This is a genomic window from Pseudoalteromonas sp. SA25 (genome assembly GCF_011378705.1).
GTDB lineage: Bacteria > Pseudomonadota > Gammaproteobacteria > Enterobacterales > Alteromonadaceae > Pseudoalteromonas > Pseudoalteromonas arctica.
The window spans coordinates 186,190-206,490 of the sequence record NZ_WTKV01000005.1 but is presented as its reverse complement, the minus strand read 5'-3'; the positions used below and the strand labels follow the sequence as shown (position 1 = coordinate 206,490).

Annotated in this window: 16 protein-coding genes and 1 other RNA gene; 6 read left to right on the top strand and 11 right to left on the bottom strand. The window is 39.3% G+C overall.

Annotated elements, in window-relative coordinates:
- Positions 1–183: 183 nt before the first annotated feature.
- Positions 184–2,724: an ATP-binding protein gene (locus GQR45_RS06215; protein WP_165725425.1), complete on the bottom strand. Its 2,541-nt coding sequence runs from the start codon at positions 2,722–2,724 to the stop codon at positions 184–186.
- 416 nt (positions 2,725–3,140) lie between these two features.
- On the opposite strand from GQR45_RS06215, the gene GQR45_RS06210 reads away from it, so the two are divergent.
- From GQR45_RS06210 to GQR45_RS06195, 4 genes are all read left to right on the top strand, one after another.
- Positions 3,141–4,565, top strand: coding sequence for a sugar porter family MFS transporter (locus GQR45_RS06210; RefSeq protein ID WP_165725424.1), 1,425 nt, complete (start codon positions 3,141–3,143; stop codon positions 4,563–4,565).
- A 131-nt stretch (positions 4,566–4,696) separates the two neighbouring features.
- Complete coding sequence (locus GQR45_RS06205) at positions 4,697–5,110, top strand: YeeE/YedE thiosulfate transporter family protein (protein ID WP_021032090.1); 414 nt, start codon at positions 4,697–4,699, stop codon at positions 5,108–5,110.
- A 3-nt stretch (positions 5,111–5,113) separates the two neighbouring features.
- Positions 5,114–5,515 (top strand): DUF6691 family protein, encoded by a 402-nt coding sequence (locus tag GQR45_RS06200; protein ID WP_007584057.1) that lies wholly within the window; start codon positions 5,114–5,116, stop codon positions 5,513–5,515.
- 98 nt (positions 5,516–5,613) lie between these two features.
- Positions 5,614–6,708, top strand: coding sequence for a mechanosensitive ion channel family protein (locus GQR45_RS06195; RefSeq protein WP_165725423.1), 1,095 nt, complete (start codon positions 5,614–5,616; stop codon positions 6,706–6,708).
- Positions 6,709–6,743: 35 nt separating this feature from the next.
- On the opposite strand, the gene GQR45_RS06190 is transcribed toward GQR45_RS06195, so the two are convergent.
- The 6 genes from GQR45_RS06190 to GQR45_RS06165 all read right to left on the bottom strand — a co-directional run bounded on the left by GQR45_RS06190 (position 6,744) and on the right by GQR45_RS06165 (position 13,154).
- Entirely contained in the window at positions 6,744–8,879 is a 2,136-nt protein-coding gene (locus GQR45_RS06190; protein WP_165725422.1) for a TonB-dependent receptor, read from the bottom strand.
- Between the two features lie 219 nt (positions 8,880–9,098).
- Complete coding sequence (locus tag GQR45_RS06185; protein WP_007584064.1) at positions 9,099–9,410, bottom strand: EthD family reductase; 312 nt, start codon at positions 9,408–9,410, stop codon at positions 9,099–9,101.
- A 212-nt stretch (positions 9,411–9,622) separates the two neighbouring features.
- Entirely contained in the window at positions 9,623–9,979 is a 357-nt protein-coding gene (locus GQR45_RS06180) for a TfoX/Sxy family protein (protein WP_010553728.1), read from the bottom strand.
- Between the two features lie 239 nt (positions 9,980–10,218).
- Positions 10,219–11,745, bottom strand: coding sequence for an acetyl-CoA hydrolase/transferase family protein (locus GQR45_RS06175; protein ID WP_165725421.1), 1,527 nt, complete (start codon positions 11,743–11,745; stop codon positions 10,219–10,221).
- Between the two features lie 297 nt (positions 11,746–12,042).
- An RNA gene (gene ffs, locus GQR45_RS06170) (signal recognition particle sRNA small type) lies at positions 12,043–12,139 on the bottom strand.
- Positions 12,140–12,278: 139 nt separating this feature from the next.
- Positions 12,279–13,154 carry a DUF3014 domain-containing protein gene (locus GQR45_RS06165; RefSeq protein WP_165725420.1) on the bottom strand — a complete coding sequence of 292 codons (876 nt, stop codon included), beginning with the start codon at positions 13,152–13,154 and terminating at the stop codon, positions 12,279–12,281.
- A 239-nt stretch (positions 13,155–13,393) separates the two neighbouring features.
- Here GQR45_RS06165 and GQR45_RS06160 point away from each other — a divergent pair, with 239 nt between their 5' ends.
- Entirely contained in the window at positions 13,394–14,539 is a 1,146-nt protein-coding gene (locus tag GQR45_RS06160) for a patatin-like phospholipase family protein (RefSeq protein ID WP_007584072.1), read from the top strand.
- A 28-nt stretch (positions 14,540–14,567) separates the two neighbouring features.
- Here the strand turns inward: GQR45_RS06160 and GQR45_RS06155 are convergent, their stop codons facing one another.
- On the bottom strand, positions 14,568–16,541 hold the full coding sequence (locus GQR45_RS06155; RefSeq protein WP_165725419.1) for a monovalent cation:proton antiporter-2 (CPA2) family protein: 1,974 nt from the start codon (positions 16,539–16,541) through the stop codon (positions 14,568–14,570).
- 133 nt (positions 16,542–16,674) lie between these two features.
- On the opposite strand from GQR45_RS06155, the gene GQR45_RS06150 reads away from it, so the two are divergent.
- Positions 16,675–17,571, top strand: a complete 897-nt coding sequence (locus GQR45_RS06150) for a GGDEF domain-containing protein (RefSeq protein ID WP_165725418.1) — start codon at positions 16,675–16,677, stop codon at positions 17,569–17,571.
- A gap of 29 nt (positions 17,572–17,600) precedes the next feature.
- On the opposite strand, the gene GQR45_RS06145 is transcribed toward GQR45_RS06150, so the two are convergent.
- From GQR45_RS06145 to accA, 3 genes are all read right to left on the bottom strand, one after another.
- Complete coding sequence (locus GQR45_RS06145; RefSeq protein ID WP_010553734.1) at positions 17,601–17,954, bottom strand: hypothetical protein; 354 nt, start codon at positions 17,952–17,954, stop codon at positions 17,601–17,603.
- On the bottom strand, positions 17,955–19,259 hold the full coding sequence (gene tilS, locus GQR45_RS06140) for a tRNA lysidine(34) synthetase TilS (RefSeq protein ID WP_165725417.1): 1,305 nt from the start codon (positions 19,257–19,259) through the stop codon (positions 17,955–17,957). It lies immediately after the preceding gene.
- Between the two features lie 82 nt (positions 19,260–19,341).
- Positions 19,342–20,298 (bottom strand): acetyl-CoA carboxylase carboxyl transferase subunit alpha, encoded by a 957-nt coding sequence (gene accA / locus GQR45_RS06135; protein WP_007581016.1) that lies wholly within the window; start codon positions 20,296–20,298, stop codon positions 19,342–19,344.
- Positions 20,299–20,301 lie beyond the last annotated feature (3 nt).

The window sequence follows — 20,301 nt, the reverse complement described above, 5'->3', positions numbered from 1 at the left end:
ACCTAAACATAACGAGGCTACAGAATAACTCCAACAGCCAAATTCAATTAAATAATGAGTTTCTGCAATTAACTCTAAACGTTTTCAAAACATTAAGTTATGCATTCTTTGGAATCCATAAAACAGACTGTTTTTCTTAAAAAAAGAGTAATTCTATAGCCTGAATGCCAAAATCAGGTGTAGCTACGCTGACACCCGCATTTTCTTGTTACGCGTCGACGCTATAATTTTTCGATATGTTTGCTCCAACTTCAAAGCCAGCGTCTCACGGCTCCCAGAGCCAGCACGTATAAGTTTAGATGCCCATTCAAGATTGTCCCTAAGTTCTCGAAACGCCTCTTCTGAAACTAACTTATCGTCCATAAAAAATTCAGATACCTCGATCATTCTATTAAAGTTTATACTTCTAATATCTCCACCGTTTACAGAATTTATGATTGCTCGACCAGCGACCTCATACATAGAATTATTAACAGACTCTTCCCATATAGCATCAACAACCTCAATACTCAGATCTTTAAACTGCTCCCATTTTTCTTTTCTAGATATCTTTATTAACTTAGACAGATGCTCATAGCAGGTAACAAAATGGCGAATTTTATTTTCATAACTTGTAGCATTATTCGCTTGATTGTAACTTGCATACACATATCGCTCTCCCCATTGAGCATCAAATTTACCTAAACTATGAAGGGCATTTTTACAAACATCTAATATTGCGCTACTACTTCCATAATTAACTTCTGTTTGATACCACATTTCAAAAAATGCGAGCTTTCTTTGGCCCTTAATGAATGCATCAGAGAATGATTTTCTAGCAACCTCATTAGTAACACTAGGATCTTCATAGTCAGTCTTTGCAAGAATAAAGAAAAGATCACTATTTTCTTTGTATCGTGGTTTTCTTATCAGTGAACGTGCCGTATTTCTTGAATCATCATACCTTTTTTCATTTAAAAGAGAGTTGCATTGCCTAACCGCTGCTCCAACCTCTGGTATGTGAATCTGTGAATTTGCCTCTAAACCCTCACAAATCTCTCTAATTCTACCGATGTATTCATCTGCATTTGGCACTATATCATTTGCTATAGAAAGAACTAATTTACTTATAGATGAGGTACTCTCAAATCTTGGTTCTTCTTCGATAAACTCTATACTACTAATAAGAAAGAGGTTCCCTAGTTGCTCAATTGACGTATTGATTTCTGAATTTTCAAAATCAGTATACTGATGCAGTTCGCTGCGTGACAAGGAGCCAACATAACTAATAGTTAGTAGAATTTTTATTGCCTCAGGTGATAATTCAGTAACTTCTTTTCTCAATGCTGCTTCTCGTACCGCATCCCCACTCTTTCCCGACCAATCAATAATTGCGTTATCTACTGAAAGTCCTAACTTGCATAATCTTAGAATTGATTCGGTAAATAATGGTGACCCCTCAGAAGCTATATTTAGCTTCTCAGTATTTTTATCATTAAATATTTGAAGGCCAATAGAATCACACATAGATTCAACAAGATCTTTATATTCACCTCCAGTTAGTCCTGGCACTATGATTGAAGAATCGTTTGAATAAATATTGTTGGCTCGTGTTGTCATCAAAACCCTAGATGACGTATTTGATATAGAACGAGCAATCTCCATGATACGCTTTTGCTCTTCGGGAGAGTTTGAGTCAATGTCGTCTACAACAATAAACGATGGAATTAAATTTAAGCCATCTCTGGCAGATCTTTGCAATTGTTGCAAAGTGAACTCTTTTACTTCTTCAGGCAAAAAACCTGTTCTTAAACAAACTTCTTTAAGAAGTGATTCAAGATCTTTATAGTGTGTTTCTGGTGTACCAACGTATTGATCATATGCGGCTTTAAACTGCTGTCTCTTTGCAGTTAGCCAGATAACTTGTTCGAACAACTCAGTTCCTGACTTGATTATCAGCTGAGAAAACTCATACGCAATTGATGTTTTCCCCTTACCGCCATCTGCGGCTAAAACCTTGGTGTATTGAAAATCATCTGAGAGCCAAGACCATAACTCCTGAATTATTTCAAATCTCCCGATAAAATGTGGGCATATGAAGTTTTTATCAGGTAGGTTATGTTCGATTATATTTTTTCTTATATTCTTAGATTCAGTTTCTTCAAGATTAAAGCCTCTTTCAGACACAAGGAATTCAAAATCAGATTGAGAAACAACTTTTTTACACTCATCCATTTTTCTTATATAAACAGCATCCTTTTCTAATATCACCTTCCCTTTCGAGTTGGAACCATCATTGATAGCTGCTATTGAATGAATTCGTTTTTCTCTTTTAGGAATATGTAGCAAACCAACAAGGACATCATTTTCTGGTGAAGAAATAAGTAACTCTACGTATGTAAGATCGAGTCTTTGGTTAAAGTGTCGGTCAAACTGCCCCCTTAGCTTTTGCTGGTCAATTAAGTTCTTTTCGACTCCAGTAAGAATAAACGTTGTATCTTTCTCAACCTCGTCTACACCAAAAATCATATACCCACCAAAAGTATTGTGGAAACTGATAATTGACTTCAGTGTTTTTAGGTATGCATCTTTGGAGTCCTCAAATGTCTTTTTATAATCCCAAAGCTCACATTCTTTCGGAAGACATGTGCCGTCGCTCTTCACAAGTTTTTCAATTACTGATGTGGAAACATCACCACACAGTATTGACTCGTATATTTCCTGCTTAATTTTAATTACATCCATATAAGTCTCTAGATACACTCTGAATTATTAACACGCAACAACTTAGTCTACTACATCTGTCACTTTAGACCGACAGATGTTCCTATTTTATAATATTTTCACTTTAACCACCAAATAATCACTTGTAAACAATTACCTAACCTCAGAACAGGTCTTGCAATTGCAAAAAAACAAAAAGTACAGATCAGTAATATTGATTCAACAGCTACTTCCCATACAAAGCACATTGTTTATTGAGATTCAGTCTGCGCTATTCAAAAAACTGTACTTCAGTTAAAAGTACTTAATCTAACGCCTTTAGACTAATACCTTTAATTTAAAGGTATTTAAATCTTTATACCTGCACAAATGTATTCAGCCATAGCGCTTTACGATATTATGCTCTTTTATATTTAATTTAACTTTCAGGGCACATAATGACAACGCACACACCGCCTTCCCACTCAGCCAACACAGCTGAAAACACCTCTCTTTTTTACGTAATATTTATCTCTGCCGTGGCTGCTATTGGTGGCTTTTTATTTGGTTTTGACTCGGGCGTTATTAATGGCACGGTGTCGGCGCTAGGTAATGCATTTAATTCAAGCAGTGTGGCTACGGGCTTTAATGTTGCCTCTGTGTTATTAGGGTGCGCCCTAGGTGCGCTTGCTGCGGGGCCGCTGGCTGATAAGTTTGGTCGCCGTGCAATTATGATCATCACCGCGATTATTTTTGCCATTAGTGCATTTGGTTCGGGCATTAGCGAAAGCTCTGCGGAGTTTATTTTTTACCGCTTGTTTGGTGGTTTAGGTATTGGCGCTGCATCGGTATTAGCGCCAGCTTATATTGCAGAAGTTGCGCCACCAGCGCTACGTGGTCGTTTAGCTACATTGCAACAACTCGCTATTGTATTGGGTTTATTTGCTGCTTTTTTAAGTAACTACTTAATTGCTGATGCAGCAGGCAGCGCGCAAAATATTTTAATGCTTGATATAGCCGCTTGGCGCTGGATGTTTTGGGCAGAGCTTGTGCCTGCTGTACTGTTTTTAGTGGGTGTGCTGTTTATTCCGGAGTCGCCTCGTTATTTAGTGGCGCAAGGTAAAGTGGATGATGCAAAAACGGTATTTAGTAAAATATCGAACGACAACATTGATGCGCAAATAAGCGATGTTAAACGCTCATTGCATAGCGATACAAAGCCAAGTATTCGTGACTTATTTATTAATAACAGTAAAAAAGTACACCCAATTGTTTGGGTGGGTGTTGCGCTGAGTGTATTTCAGCAATTTGTGGGTATTAACGTGGTGTTTTATTACGGCTCTGAGCTGTGGCAAGCAGCTGGGTTTGACGAGTCGCAATCGCTATTTATAAATGTGCTCGCAGGTACTACTAATATTGTATCGACCTTTGTTGCCATTGCCCTAGTTGACAAAGTTGGCCGTAAACCACTGCTATTAGTAGGCAGTATTGGTATGTTTATTAGCTTAAGCGCGCTTACTTATATATTTGGCAGTGCAGGCCTTGATGACGCAGGCAAACTTGCACTTAGCGATAACATGGGTACGTTTGCGCTGATTATGGCTAACTTATTTGTGGTATTTTTTGGCTTAAGTTGGGGCCCTGTTGTATGGGTATTATTAGGCGAAATGTTTAATAACCGTATTCGTGGGGCTGCGCTCGCTGTTGCAGCAAGCGCACAATGGATTGCTAACTTTGCAATCACAATGACCTTCCCTATTATGCTTGCCAACATTGGCCTTGCCGGTGCTTATGGCTTTTATGCGTTATCGGCACTTATAAGCATATTCTTTGTTGTTAAATACATTAAAGAAACACGCGGTAAAACGCTCGAATCTATGTGATTTTTAAAAGCGGTGCTATTAATCGTCAGCAAAAAAGTAACGGGTGCTAACTACTTAGCGCCTAATCAACAATTATCAATCGAAATGAAACAAACCGGTTTAGGCGTTTCTATTGTTTGGGAAATTTAAAAATGATAACAGAATTCACCCCAGTGTCGGCTGCAATAGGCGGTGCATTAATAGGAATAGCGTGTACGTTATTACTGGTTTTATACGGAAAAATTGCGGGTATATCAGGCATTGTTAAATCTGTATTCGCTAAAGCAAATTCAGACTCTCGTTGGCAGTTATACTTTATTTTAGGGTTGTTGTTGGCAGGAGTCGCTGTAAGGGTATTTGCACCTTCTTTATTAGAAGGCGAATTGCAATTACCGCCTTGGCTTATTGTTGTTGCAGGACTTTTAGTTGGCGCTGGTACAACGTTAGCTAATGGGTGCACAAGTGGCCATGGTGTGTGCGGCATGTCGCGCTTTTCTACTCGCTCTTGGGTTGCAACATGCACATTTATGCTTGTCGCCTTCATTACAGCAAACCTTGTAGGATAAATAATGAAAGCAATTATGATGGTTGTTATAGGCTTTATATTTGGCTTAGGACTTATTATTAGCGGGATGACAAACCCCGCTAAAGTGATTAACTTTCTTACCTATGGAAACCAATGGGACGCAAGCTTAATTATAGTGATGGCTGTTGCCATGCTAATAATGATGCTTACATGGTTATGGGTTGCAAAAAAAGAGAAACCACTTATTTCAGGAACGTTTAATTTAAGTAATTTAAAAAATATTGATGCGCGCTTAATTATCGGCTCAGTACTTTTTGGTTTAGGCTGGGGTTTAAGTGGTATATGTCCAGGCCCGGGTTTGGTTCAATTGGTATCTCTTAAAATGGAATTTTTGTTATTTTTTGCAGCCGTGCTAGGCGGTATGTGGTTAGCCAAAAAAGTATGATACTTACTGCCGACTAAAACTCGGCAGCTACTTTTACCCAAACAAAGGTACATAACTTGCTGCAATATATATAAAACTATATTGAACAGGTTTAAGTTATGCTAAATAAAGCGCTGGAATTTTCTAACAGCACACCTTGGTTAAGCGCAGCATCCTCCCTTTTACTTATAGCTATACTACTGTTTTTAATTCGTTTTTTTGTAATGTACTGGCTAAAAAAATGGACTTCAAAAACCACGTTTATATTCGATACTTTACTAATAGAGTCAATATCTAAGCCGCTAACACTGTGCACAATTATTGTGCTGCTCACCATTTTAGAGCACGACACCTTTATTATTAGTACTTCTATTTCTCAACAGATCCCTTTTAATAGCATTAATATTGTATTAGCGCTGCTTGCACTTATTATGTTTTTAGACCGCTTTATTATTGGCACTATTAATTACTATGGTAAACAATCAGCCGTGGTTTTTAATTCAAAAAGCATAATTAAAGGCGTGATACGCGTTACATTATCGTCAGTGGGTTTGCTGGTATTAATGGGCACGTTAGGTATTTCTATTACGCCAATTATTGCCTCATTAGGTATTACGTCACTGGCTGTTGCCCTTGCTTTGCAACCTACCCTCGAAAACTTTTTTTCTGGCGTGCAGCTAGTAATAGATAAACCTATAAGGGTGGGTGATTTTATTGAGCTTGAATCTAAGGAACAAGGCTTTGTTGATCATATAGGCTGGCGATCTACATGGGTTAAAATGCTACCAAATAATATGATTATTATACCTAATAGCCAATTATCTAAATCGCGTATTATTAATTACTTTTACCCTGAAAAAGAGCTAAGCGTGCCTGTTGATATAAGTGTGCATTACGATTCAGATTTAGAATTTGTTGAACAAGTAACACTCGAAGTGGCTCGTGAAATACTTATTTCACACGAATGGGGCGTTGATGATTACAATACCTTTGTGGTTTTTCATACCTTTGATAGATCAAGCATTAACTTTACGGTAATGCTTAGAGCTAAAGAATACTTTAATCGCTTTTGGGTTAAATCTGCTTTTATAAAAGCCCTGCATAAACGCTATAAAAAAGAAGGTATTGTAATCCCCTTCCCTATTACGGCTATTAACACTACTCAAGAATCAGCTAAATTTAATAGTGATAAAAAGGTGCAAGGCGACACTTAAAACAAAGCGCGAGTAACTCTCGCGCTAAATAAGTATTAAAACTTGTAGGTTATTTGCCCAATAATTTCGCGAGGGCTGCCGGGAAAGTGGCCGTTTCGCTCACTGAACCCACTTACAGCATATTCTTTATCAAACAGATTATTAATATTTACACTCAGTAATACGTCGTCAAAGCGACTCGTCCAGCTCATATCAAATACGGTAAATGGTTTTACTTTTTGACCACTTGTACTAAGTTGCTCACTTACGTAATTTGCACCAAAAGCAATTGATGAATCAATCGAATCCAGTGCGTAGCGAGTCCATAAACCTGCCTGGTGGCGTGGTGCATTAGCAAAGCGCGAACCATCTCCAAATGTATTTGAAAGCGTATCACCCGTTACGCCGTCTACCACTTGCGTATCGTTGTATGCGTAGTTAGCCGTTACGGTCCAGTGCGCTGATAAATCGCCGACTAAAGTTGTTTCAAACCCTCGGCTTTCTACTTCACCTATATTTAAAAGTGCAGCAATGCCATCACCCGCGCCCGTATCGTCAGGGTTGCTCATTACCACGTTTTCTTTATTAATTTGGTAAATTGCAAAGGTGCTCATAATTTTGCCGTCGAGCCATTGGTTTTTCATACCCAGCTCTGTTTGCTTGCCGGTTTCTGGTTCTAAATTACCTTCGCCTTCTACATCTTCTTGATCGGCTGACGATGTAGGATTAAAGCTCTCTGAGTAGTTAATATATACCGATGTGTTTTCTACTGGTTGGTAGGTCACAGCAACGCGCGGCGTTATGTCGTTATCTGAGTAACTAAAGCCAGTTTCTTGATTAAACTCTTTAAAATGGTCATAGCGCAAACCTGCAATAATTGTCCACTGCTCGCCTATGCTAATTACGTCTTGTGCATACACACCAAATCGGTCGGTATCAACGCCATCGCGGTTCATGTCGGTGAGGTTATAAGTGCTTGGGTCGGTTTCACCGTAGTTTAAATTAAAAATATTTAAATTAGCGACGCCATCGGCCTCATATCGGGCACGTAAGTAGTCATATTCGGTATCAACGGTGTGGTAATCACCACCAAATAAAAACTGATGGGTTAATTGTCCTTGTCCAAAGTTATAAACAAAGTCGGTGGTTACACTTGCTTCTTTATTAGCACGAAATTGCTTACGGTATTCTCGTTTGATGGTTTCGTCATCAATGTTTGCTTCGCCATCACCATTTACATCTACCCAACTTTGCGACTCATGGTAGCCTTGATCGCGTTCGTTATCCATGTAACGCAGTGTGCTACTTACAGAAAAATCATCACTAAAGTAATGACTTATCTCGGCTTGAAGCACCAACGCTTCCATATCTTGATAATCAACCGCTTCATTAGCGTTATAACTTGGGTCAACTAAAAAGTTGCCGTTGTCATCTACCGGTACGCCCCGTAAGCGGTTACCGCCTAGGTCTTGTTTAATGTAGTCAACACTTGTGGTTAGGGTTGTTGAATCACTTAAATCAAATAACAATCCACCTGTCAGCTCGGTGTTTTTTGAGTCTGCATTGTTACGAAAGCTGTCTTGCTCTTCATAAAAACCACCCAACCTATAAGCCATTGTATCGCTTAAACCACCGGTCATATCGAGTGATGCGCCACGCGTATTATAGTTACCCAAGGTGAGCTTTAATTCGCGCTTTTCTAAGTAGCTTGGTTTTTTGGTTACGTAATTAATCATCCCACCAGGTTCGCCACCGCCATACAAAGCAGAGGCTGGCCCCTTTAATACTTCAACACGTTCTACATTAAATAACTGCGGTACACCAAAGCCCGAATATGGGTCGCCACGCACACCATCGTAAAATACATTTGCGTCATCTCTAAAACCACGAAAAGTTACGCCTGAGTAGCTATATTCGCTCACTCCCGCAATAGATCGGTATAAATCGGTAATGTCGCGCGCGGCTTGGTCAATAATAAGTTGCTCGGTTAATACCTGCGCAGATTGCGGAAGCTTAATAAGATCTAAATTAGTTTTAGTCCCAATTTTACTTTCGGTTTCTAGGTAAAATTGCTGGGCACGGCCAGTTACTTCAATAGTTTCAATGTCGTCGTTTTGTTGTGAAAAAGCTATATTAGAAAAAACAGATAAAGACGCAGCAATACTTAATGCCAAATAATTAGGGTTAAACATGATAATTCCTGGGAGAAGTGTAGATAGCCAACAACCTAAATGATAACTTTTATCATTTTCATAATCAACACAAGGGCGGGTTTAATACATCTAAATATTAGAACTAATATTACTTAAAACAGAGCGCTAGCCCTTTTATTGCAATTAAAATAAAACCCCTACTGCACTAAATGCGGTAGGGGTTATTAAGTAGTTCTTAAATTAGTTTTAGCGTGTAATTTACCCAGCAATATTGCTAATTTGAATTACTGGAGACACGTTAGTAAAGTTAACTAAATCAGCGGCTATTGCCTCTTGATGAGGTGCAAAGGCTTGCTGAAAAGATTCTACCGATTCAAACACTAAATGCCCCATAGCAATATAAGTTGGCGCTTCGCCCGGTGCGCCACCTGCTAAACCTGCATCTGCACTACTTGATATAAGCGCTTTACCAACTAACTCTGCAACTAGGGGTAAATGTGTTTTACAGTAGTAGTCCATATCGAAAGTAGCACTTTCATTATTTGGGTATAATACGCTTACTTTAATCATTACATTCTCTCTTTTATTTACTAAAAAATTTAAAGCTGTGCTAATAAACAGCTTTACAAACTAGTGTTCAAAGCGTCTTTTGAAATAGTATGTATCATACATAAGTAAAAAAACGCATAAGTGAGCAGTCGCTCAATTATGCGTTATTCATACTCATAGCGCCAGTAATTTGATTGCAGTGCTTATTTTAATTAAGGTGATACTTCGCTAATTTACTTAAGTGCGGGTCGTTTTTTAAAAGGTTTGGGCGGCAAAGACTCTACAAAGTTAACGCACGTATTTACCCAATATGCTAAATCAGAATCAGACTCAAAACCTTCAGGCAAAATATAAACCAAGCCCTTAACTGGCTTTCCGGTAAAGTCCATTTCAGTTACATGAGGTTTAGCTAAACAATCGCTGTAGTTTTCAGGCCCGACTCGCACCATCAGCTTGTTGCCTATTATTACGCAGCACATATAATCCGAAATTATAAAACATAAACCACCAAACATTTTCTTAACGACTAAATCGTGGCGCGCATTAAACAACTCATAAAGTCGCTCTTCTAACCCTCTGTCAAACGCCATTTAAGCATCTCTATTTTTTAATAAACACATTACACACTTAATAACGGTAATAGCACTTAAACCTAAGTAAATAAAATAATAAAAGGTGGCTGGGAAAGGTATGCAAAGAGTAGGTATAAAATTATTTTGGGCTTAAAGTTTTTATTAAACCGCACTAATCAAAGCTGATTGAGCTGACACTAGTGCGGTTTAAAAGTAAGTATAAAACTAACTTATTCAATTTTAATAAACCAAAATGCTTATGCTGACAGTTGCACTTGAGCATCGGTTACAGATACTTTTTTCATGCTGCCTTGTTGTTCAAGGCGAATATGCCAACTAAATGCTTCTTCAAGTAAATGAGGGGTGTGCCCACCACGCTCACAAGCGCGATTGTAGTAATCTAACATATCGTCACGGTAATCTGGGTGCACGCAGTGCTTAATGACTTGTATCGCTCGCTCACGCGGCGCTAAACCGCGTAAATCAGCTAAGCCTTGCTCGGTTACTAAAATATCAACATCGTGTTCGTTATGATCAACATGACTCGCCATAGGCACTACGCTTGAAATAGCACCATTTTTAGCAATCGATTTAGTCACAAATATTGCTAAATGAGCATTACGAGCAAAATCGCCCGAGCCGCCAATACCATTCATCATCCGTGTGCCACAAACATGTGTTGAATTTACATTGCCATACATATCAAACTCAAGTGCAGTGTTTATTGCAATAATTCCTAAACGGCGCACTATTTCAGGATGGTTCGAAATTTCTTGAGGGCGTAATACTAGCTTGTCTTTGTATTGTTCTAAATTATTAAATACTTGCGCGTTACAACGCTCAGACAACACAATTGAACTGCCTGATGCAAAGCTCATCTTACCTGCATCAATTAAGTCAAACGTCGAATCTTGCAGTACCTCTGAATACATTGTTAAATCTTTAAAGTCAGAGTCGAGTAGCCCCATCATCACTGCATTAGCAATGTTACCAATGCCTGCTTGTAGTGGACCTAAATTAGCTGGCAATTTATTTTGAGCCACCTCATCTTTAAAAAAGTTAACTAAATGGCGCGCAATAGCGGCGGTGTCTTCATCAGGGTCGGTAACGGTAGAAAACGAATCACTTTGGTTAGTAAAAACAATACCAACAATTTTTGCAGGATCAATAGCAATTGCAGTACTACCAATGCGGTCGTCTACTTTAACTAACGGCATTGGTTGGCGAGTAGGACGATACGAAGGAATGTATATGTCATGCAAACCTTCAAGATTCGGGTTATGCAGCATATTAATTTCAACAATGACTTCTTTTGCAAAAATAGCAAAACTCGCTGAATTACCTACCGATGTAGTTGGCACAATATGCCCTTCTTCGGTAATAGCGACTGCTTCAATAACAGCTACATCAGGCATGGTTAATTGATGATTTCGTAGATGCTCAACCGTTTCAGATAAATGCTGATCAATAAACATTACTTCACCGTTATTAATCGCTTTACGTAAAGTACTGTCTACTTGAAAAGGCATACGACGCGCTAAAATGCCCGCTTCGGTAAGTAGTTTATCTAAATCATTACCTAAAGATGCGCCAGTCATTAAATTTATTTTGATTGGATTTTTTTTGACTTGCTCAATTAACGCTCTGGGTACTGCTTTAGCTTCTCCGGCGCGAGTGAAGCCACTCATCCCTACAGTCATTCCATCTTTAATAAATTGGCTTGCTTGTTCTGCCGGCATCACCTTGTCATGCAGGTTACTATTGCGAATACGTTCCAAGTGCATACTGAGCTCCTCTCTAAATTTGACATTATTCTAATCCTAACTTCGTACTACACAATCTAGACTTAAGTCGTATTTACGAATCGAGGATGAGCAACATGTTTAAAAGGGAGGTTAATTTACTTTTAATTAATACTATCATGTGGTTATTAGTAATATTTTTAACAAAAATGACATAACAATCTATAAAGTAATTTATAAAGTAATCTATAAATAAATAGTATTATTTAATTAGAGGAATTATTTTTGAGGAATTAAGTTTATTAGTTCAAACACCCAAATGAGGAATTTGGGTGGCAGTCTTACCAGCCACATCTCGGCACACACGTCACAAACTGTGGCTGCTCCCTTCCGGGCCTGACCAGGTTCGCCTGCTAGTGTTGCGAGAGGACCAATAAGACTACCATTGAGGGCCTTGGTTGGCGCGGGAGGGATTATCTCTACTTTTGCTCTGTTATTCAAGGGATAATCTAAAAAGAAAGTGCGATTGCATACTTCATATACAATCGCGGCGTATTTAGCCATTTTAGTGCGTATTAATTGTTCTCTAACTGCGCTTTTATATTACGTAATGCTGCTTTTACTTTTTTCATATTTTCTGGACCCATACGTAAAAGCTGTTTTTGTGCATCTGGTAATTGCTCCCACTCCGAAAACGCATACTGGTACGTTACTGAATCACGAAGTAACGGCAAGTCACCTTCAGGCTCTGGCGTATCAAGTAATAAATCGATTGCATCGGTTAGCGTTTGATTAAACTCGTCATCGCCGTAACCAATTTCACTGTATGCATTATTAATAAGTGGCTTGTACTCTTCGTACATGCGAACGGCTTGCGCTGCACTCATACTGGTAAATATTTTCACATACGGTGTATAACGCTCGTAGCTGTTAGGGTTAATAGTTAAGATATCACCTTCATTCACGCTAAATTTTTCTTCTGGCTGTACAACAGGCATGTGTTTTTTAGCTATTTTTCCTTTTGCTAAGTTATCTACATATACCACACCACGGCGAATAACATCGTCGGTCACCATTAAGCTCATTACTGAGTCGCTTAGGTACTCGTCCATTTTAGCAACAACAACTGCATCACTTTCGTTAAGCGTTGGTAGTGGCTCTACTTCTGGCACAGGCTCACTTGGACTTTGTGCTGGTACTTCAAGCTCTGCTGGCTTTTCTGGATTTACAGACGGCGCATCTACCACGGGGTCATTCTCGAGTTTAAGCTCCATCATAGGTTGTTCTTTAACTGTGGGCTCTACCTCAGTGCGTGTTGCTTGCTCGTCACTGGGTGTTAGCAATACGAAGGCGGCCGCACATGCTACGACTATTAAAATAATAACGGCGAAAAGAATATTGTTATTAGGTGGACGTTTTTGAACATCTGATGCTTCTGGTTTATCTGACATACGAACTCCATAAAAATTAAAATGCGATATCACTTAGAGTACGCTAAGTGGATTAAATTCATTCTTACACAAATACTATTACATTTTATAATATGGCAATTATAGCAAAGTAAGTTACGTACTAAATTGGGTGATTAAACAATGTAATAAGTATTAGGGCAGTTATCCTTTGATTCTTCTAGCTTAAAGACTTACAGTTAATAAATAAAGTAAAGACGTAGAACAGTTTAACCACCAATATGAAAATCAAGCAAGTTGATCCACAAAAACCTAAAATTGCCTTATTACTCACAGGTGGTGGCGCACGTGCTGCTTATCAAGTGGGTGTCCTTAAAGCGCTAGCTCATAGTATGCCTCGTACCGCTCCATTGCCATTTAGAGTAATAAATGGCACCTCTGCTGGGGCTATTAACTCAGCTGCGTTAGCATGTTACGCCTCCTGTGCGCATTTGGCTGTACGAAAGCTTGAATCAGTTTGGAAAAACTTTTCAACCTCTATGGTCTATAAAAGTGATTTTTTAAGCGTATTTGGTCATATTGCGCGTAATATTTTAACGAGCTTTCAGTCAGAACATATTAACCATCCACCAGCGAGCTTGCTAAACAACCGCCCTCTGCGTGGTTTATTAAACGAAATTTTAGATTTACACCGCATTGAGCGCAATTTACATCGTAATTATTTAGATGCGCTGTCTATTACGGCCTCAAGTTATACAACGGGCGACTCTGTTGCATTTTTTCAATCTAATACGCAAACATCTTGGCAGCGTGCTAAACGCGAAGGCCGTGCAACTCGTATTAATGTTGAGCACTTAATGGCATCGAGTGCCATCCCTATGGTGTTTCCCAGTGTAAATATTTATAACCATTACTTTGGGGATGGCTCTATACATCAACTTTCTCCGCTGAGTCCGTCGATTCATTTAGGCGCGGAAAAAATATTTATTATTGGGGTCGACCAACCCAAAGAATTACACCCACCGGGTTACTCGCCACATTATCCGGGTCTATCCGCTGTTGCAGGGCATTTACTCGACAGTGTATTTACCGACACTATGCAATCGGATTTAGAGCGTTTGGCTCGTGTTAACCGAACATTAGGGCTATTACCCGCTCGCGACAAACATCAAGAACTTAAACAAATAGATACCTTTGTCATTAACCCTTCGCAAAACTTTAACGCAATTGCAGCGCAGTATTACGACGATATGCCATGGGCCATTAAAGTATTGCTACGTACCATAGGTGTAAAAAAGCATTCGCAATCGAGCTTAACCAGTTACCTATTGTTTGAAAAACGCTACACCCAGCATTTAATGCAAATTGGCTATGAAGACGGTATGGCGCAGCTGCCTAAGATGCGTGAATTCTTAGAGTTAGATTAATCTTTCAGAGTTAGATTAATCTAAGTCACTATTCGATTCCGTCGAGCAGATAGTGCTCTACCCGCTCAACACGCCTTGGTTTACCTTGTAATACTAAAACATCATTAGCCAATAATGTTGTTTGCGCTGATGGCGTATCTATTTCGGCTCCTTCTCTGCGCAGTGCTTTTACGAGCACTCGCCGCTTTTCTAAATTAAGATATTCAATTGTTTTACCCACGGCATAAGCTTGCTGAGGTAGCGCTACAACATGTAAGTATTCTAATCGTTCACTTGAGGCATCTTCGCTATCTTTAAAATACCCTGCGTAAAAGCTTTGCATTAATGGATAACGATTACGACGTTCTTTACTTACTCTACGCACAATACGCGTCATCGGTACGCCCGACATAGACAACACATGCGACACGAGCATTAAGCTCGCCTCTAACGACTCTGGCACTACTTCGGTTACGCCTAGCCCTTTTAAATAATCTAACTGGCTATCGTCACGAGTACGAATAAGTATTTTAACGTTGGGCGCTATTTGTTTTATGGCATCAATAACAACTTGTGCGTGATCAAGCTCTGTAAAAGTAATAATAACCAAGCGAGCTCGCTCTACTCCTGCGCATTTTAAAATATCTTTTTGTTTAACATAGCCAAATATAACAGGCTCACCCGCCGCTTTGCCTTCTTGTACTAAAATTGGGTTACTTTCGATGGCAACGTAGTCTATTGCTTCGGGCTTTAAAAAACGCGCTATAGTTTGCCCAACTCGCGAAAAACCACAAATAACAACATGGTCGCTATAAAGTGTACTACTTTGTGGCTCACTCTCCAGCGCTAAACTAGGGCGGTCGAGTATACCCAAACGCTTTAAAATAAATGGCGTTTTATCAATCAAAAATGGTGTAAATGCCATTGATAACACACCAAGGGCAATTAAAAATGAAGCTTGCTCTGAGTTTAGTAGCTGATGCTGGCCAGCAAGTGCGATAAGTACAAAACCAAACTCCCCCATTTGCCACAGCATAATGCCACAGGCGAGCGAGTCTTGGTTTCGCTCATGCATTAGCCGCGCACTAAGTGCTACTACTGTAATTTTTAATACGAGTAACCCAAGCAATGCGCCAATAATTATTACTATATGCGCCAGTACAAATAAAATATCTAACTGCATACCCACAGTTACAAAAAACAGCCCCATTAATATATCGCGAAATGGACGTATATCGGCCTCTAGCTGGTGCCTGTAATGGCTCTCACCTAACATCATTCCCGCTAAAAAAGCGCCCAATGCCATAGATAAGCCAAACATATACGTTAAAAAGCCCGCAAATAAGGCTACTAATATAGTGGTAAGCACAAACAACTCATCGCTTCGTACTTGCGCTATTTCTTTAAACACAATAGGCAATACCCATTTACCAATTGCCCAAAGAAGCACGCATACAAATGCGCCCTTACTTAGGGCAAACGCTAAAGCCCAGCCAATACTTTGAGAGTCGCTTGATGCAAATAAAGGAAGTATTATTAATAGGGGAACAACAGCAATATCTTGAAAAAGCAGTACACCAACGGCTAATTGCCCACGGCGCTGATTAAGCTCACCCGTTTCTTTTAATAGCTTAACCACTACAGCCGTAGAAGAAAGCGCCATAATTGTACCAATGGTAAAACTGGTGAGTAGGGAAAAGTCTAAACAATATAAAATAATAATGAAGAGTAAGCTGGTTATACCTACTTGTAACGAGCCCAGCCCAAATACTAGGCTTCGCATTGCCATTAGCCGCGAAATAGAAAATTCTAACCCCAAACTAAATAACAAAAACACAATTCCAAGCTCTGCTACAAACTCTATTTCATGAGATTGCGCTAACCAACCAATACCATGACTACCGGCTAAAACCCCCGTTGCTAGGTACGCCAAAATAGGCGGCAAGCCAATGCGTTTAAAAAACCACACAAAAAGAACTGCTGCCACTAGCAAGCCAAAAATTTGAACGTTAATACTCTGCAAATTCGGCCTCACGCGTCAATTAAACCAAGGGACTTACTTTAAATATAGCAACCTTCTGTTTTTCAGCCAGTTTTAAAATATGGCACAAAAATCGCTTAGTAATTGCAAAGTAACACCCTCGGGGGAGAATTTAATGGAAAACGTCCATATTTTGACGCAGCGTGTGTCTGGTCGCGGTGATTTTTTGCCGTTTTCGGCTGAACATTCGCCAACAAATGAAATAACAGAAACACATAAACTCGTTACAGAGCTACAAACTAGCTTAGTGATTGAGGATGTTTTAGCTATATACGCAAAATTTACAAAACAATTGTTAAATTTCTCTGGTTTACAGTTTCAGTCAACACTAGGAACTACACAAACATCACAGAGTGATACAAATAGTACACCCTATATTTTTGATTTGACGATTGGTAAAGAACACTTAGGGCAGCTAATTTATTTTAGTAAATTCCCGCTTGGTCAAGCCATTGAGAAAAAGCTACATACTTTACATACTGCGCTGGTTTATCCACTTCGTAATGCAATGATGTATAGCCGAGTACTAAAGCTTGCCACAAAAGATGCATTAACAGGCTTAAATAACCGTAGTCAGTTTAATGACTTTTTACTGCAAAAACTTGAAAACTGCCGTCGTTACCAGCGTCCATTTAGTTTAATGCTGCTTGATTTAGATAATTTTAAACAAGTTAACGACAACTTTGGCCATAAAATTGGTGACGATACACTTAAAGAGTTTTCAAAAGTACTGTGTGGCAGCATACGCGGCACCGATTCGGTATTTAGATTTGGTGGTGATGAGTTTGCTTTACTTATTGAAGACCCTGAGTTTACAACGAATAAAGTGATTGCTGAGCGGATAATGTGCTTAGTAAGAAAATCGCCTCTAATGTCTAAGTATAAAGTAACAACCAGTATTGGTTTTACTTTAGCTAACAGCCAAGACAGCGAAACTGAAATATTTGCTCGCGCCGATAAAGGCTTATACAAAGCAAAGGCATCTGGTAGAAACTGCGCAAAAGCATATTAGTTTTTACTTAACTGTATTAAATAAAAAGCCTAGCTTCCCCCGCTAGGCTTTGCACTTACCAATTTATAAATAAACAAAGCAGCACAAAAACCAAAAAAGAATCCGCTAATTAAATTAAGTAATGCGGTAATAGTAGCAAGCGGTGTAAATAATACTAAAAGCAGTGGCAGGCTCACGCCTAAAATAAAAAACAATCCACCTTTACCTAACCAATAAGCTAATAAAAGCACTGCAGATACAATTCCACCCGCAACTGCATAACCTAACGTTACAATATTTAACTCAAGTAAAATATTAGCAATAATAGCTATAACGGCCGTTATTAGCATACCCACTGGCGCTTTAGTAACTAACGACAAACCAACATGCGGCTGTTTACTCATTTATTTACACTCCCAAAAAATACCATTTTCATCAATATGTTTAGCACTTATAAAATAACCAACCACTTGAACTAATTCATCATTATAAAAAATAAGCGGCACACTGGCGCGAAGCCAGGGCGCTATTTTTGCATCTTTAAACCAATGCTTAACTGTATTACTACCAGGCTTTTTAAGTGGTTTTATGCGTGCGCTATTGCAATCAAAGCGTACTACTACTTGCTCATTAGCGTGTGGAGGTCTTACTCCGCAACCGGTGCTTTTAATTAATAAGCGCCCGTCTGCCAGTTTTAGCTGTGAATGATTCAGCTCAATATCTGTTAATACTTCACTTGGTGTTAAAAAATACAAATAACCTTGATGACGACGTATTTGCCCATCGAGCAAATCAATACGCATTTGTGCATCGTTTTTTGCGCACATTGCTTGATTAATAATTTGCTCGAGCTGCTTTTGCGATGGCATCACTTGTGTAAATAGTGCAAGCCACGCACGTACTATATTTGCAATGCGCGCTGCGCTGTATTCGCTTATCTGGCCAATGCAAAGTGCTTGATGCTCGTTAATACACTTATTTAAATCAAGCTGAGTATATTCATCAAGTAATGTTTGTTGCTGCTGTAGTAGCTCAATACTTCGTGCAGTGCATTGTTCAAACCCATTAAAGCGCTCAGCTAACACAGGTACTATTTTTGAGCGTAAAAAGTTACGATCAAAACTTTCATCTGTATTAGAGTCATCGGTTATGTGGCTAACACTAAACTGCGTTGCAAACGCTTCTATATCGCTGCGAGCTACATTTAGTAATGGTCTAAAACATATACGCCCACTTTGCAGCAAGCGCTCTTTATACATAGAACCTAGCCCTTTTAAACCTGAGCCACGCTTTAAGCGCAATAAAAACGTTTCTACTTGGTCGTTTAAGTGTTGGCCCAGTAAAATAATGCTGCCTTGTGGGCTTAGTTCATCAAGTGCTTTATAACGGGCGTCGCGTGCTTGGGCTTCAAGACTTGTGCGCGACTGCGGCTCAATAACAACTTTCGCAGCTTCAAAAGGCACATTAAGCTCAATGCATACGTTTTTGCAAAAGTGTTGCCAGTCATCAGCATACTGGCTCAAGCCATGGTGGACATAAATAGCCGATACATTAATTGCAGGGTTATCTACTTTTAAAGTGCGCATTAAATGCAACAACACCACAGAATCAACGCCACCAGAAAGCGCCACTGTAAAAGCGGTGTTACCTTGCTCAATATAGCTATTTAATGATTTTTTTAATTGCTGATAAATTGCTGATGTATGCATATGGGCGCACTTTTATATAAAAACTCTGAACATTTTAAAGCAAAAAAGCCGCATAAGCGGCTTTTTTTAACATTTAATGTGTTTAGCAATAACCAAACGACATTAAACGTTTGTAACGTTGATCAAGCATTTCTTCAAGCGTAAGCGCTTGTAAGTCTGCTAAGTCACGTTTAAGGCGAACTTTTAAGTTACGTGCCATAGCATCGTAATTGCGGTGCGCGCCACCTAGAGGTTCATCAATTAAGTTACTGATTAAATCTAGTTCTTTAACTCGCTCTGCGGTTACACCCATTGCTTCTGCTGCAAGTGGTGCTTTGTCGGCGCTTTTCCAAAGAATAGACGCACAACCTTCAGGCGAAATTACAGAGTAAGTGCTGTATTGCAACATGTTAACTCTGTCGCCCACACCAATCGCTAATGCACCACCTGAACCGCCTTCGCCAATAACCGTACATATTGTCGGCACTTTAAGTGTCGCCATTACTTTTAAGTTACGCGCGATTGCTTCAGATTGACCACGTTCTTCAGCGCCAACACCTGGATATGCACCCGGCGTGTCGATAAAGGTCATGATTGGCATTTTAAAACGCTCAGCCATTTCCATTAAGCGTAATGCTTTACGGTAACCTTCTGGCTTTGGCATACCAAAGTTGCGTTTAATTTTTTCAGCAGTGTCACGGCCTTTTTGTTGGCCAATAACCATTACTGGTTCGCCATCTAAACGCGCAACGCCTCCTAAAATAGCCGGATCGTTAGCAAAAGTACGATCGCCAGCAAACTCGTCAAATTCCGTGAAAATGCGCTCGATATAATCTCGAGTGTAAGGACGCAACGGATGACGTGCTAACTGTGATACTTGCCAAGCGCCTAAATTAGAAAAAATCTCCTGTTTTTGTTTGGCACTTTTTTCTTTTAATTTGCTGACTTCCTCTTCTAACTCAAGGTCTAATTCGCCAGCGCGGCTTATATTTTGTAATTCTTCAATTTTTGCTTCTAATTCTGCAATTGGAAGCTCAAAATCAAGATAATTGAGGCTCATGCT

Coding starts and splice junctions, on each gene's coding strand:
- GQR45_RS06215 (WP_165725425.1), bottom strand. CDS start 2,724: ATGGATGTAATTAAAATTAAGCAGGAAATATACGAGTCAATACTGTGT.
- GQR45_RS06210 (WP_165725424.1), top strand. CDS start 3,141: ATGACAACGCACACACCGCCTTCCCACTCAGCCAACACAGCTGAAAAC.
- GQR45_RS06205 (WP_021032090.1), top strand. CDS start 4,697: ATGATAACAGAATTCACCCCAGTGTCGGCTGCAATAGGCGGTGCATTA.
- GQR45_RS06200 (WP_007584057.1), top strand. CDS start 5,114: ATGAAAGCAATTATGATGGTTGTTATAGGCTTTATATTTGGCTTAGGA.
- GQR45_RS06195 (WP_165725423.1), top strand. CDS start 5,614: ATGCTAAATAAAGCGCTGGAATTTTCTAACAGCACACCTTGGTTAAGC.
- GQR45_RS06190 (WP_165725422.1), bottom strand. CDS start 8,879: ATGTTTAACCCTAATTATTTGGCATTAAGTATTGCTGCGTCTTTATCT.
- GQR45_RS06185 (WP_007584064.1), bottom strand. CDS start 9,410: ATGATTAAAGTAAGCGTATTATACCCAAATAATGAAAGTGCTACTTTC.
- GQR45_RS06180 (WP_010553728.1), bottom strand. CDS start 9,979: ATGGCGTTTGACAGAGGGTTAGAAGAGCGACTTTATGAGTTGTTTAAT.
- GQR45_RS06175 (WP_165725421.1), bottom strand. CDS start 11,745: ATGCACTTGGAACGTATTCGCAATAGTAACCTGCATGACAAGGTGATG.
- GQR45_RS06165 (WP_165725420.1), bottom strand. CDS start 13,154: ATGTCAGATAAACCAGAAGCATCAGATGTTCAAAAACGTCCACCTAAT.
- GQR45_RS06160 (WP_007584072.1), top strand. CDS start 13,394: ATGAAAATCAAGCAAGTTGATCCACAAAAACCTAAAATTGCCTTATTA.
- GQR45_RS06150 (WP_165725418.1), top strand. CDS start 16,675: ATGGAAAACGTCCATATTTTGACGCAGCGTGTGTCTGGTCGCGGTGAT.
- GQR45_RS06145 (WP_010553734.1), bottom strand. CDS start 17,954: ATGAGTAAACAGCCGCATGTTGGTTTGTCGTTAGTTACTAAAGCGCCA.
- tilS (WP_165725417.1), bottom strand. CDS start 19,259: ATGCATACATCAGCAATTTATCAGCAATTAAAAAAATCATTAAATAGC.
- accA (WP_007581016.1), bottom strand. CDS start 20,298: ATGAGCCTCAATTATCTTGATTTTGAGCTTCCAATTGCAGAATTAGAA.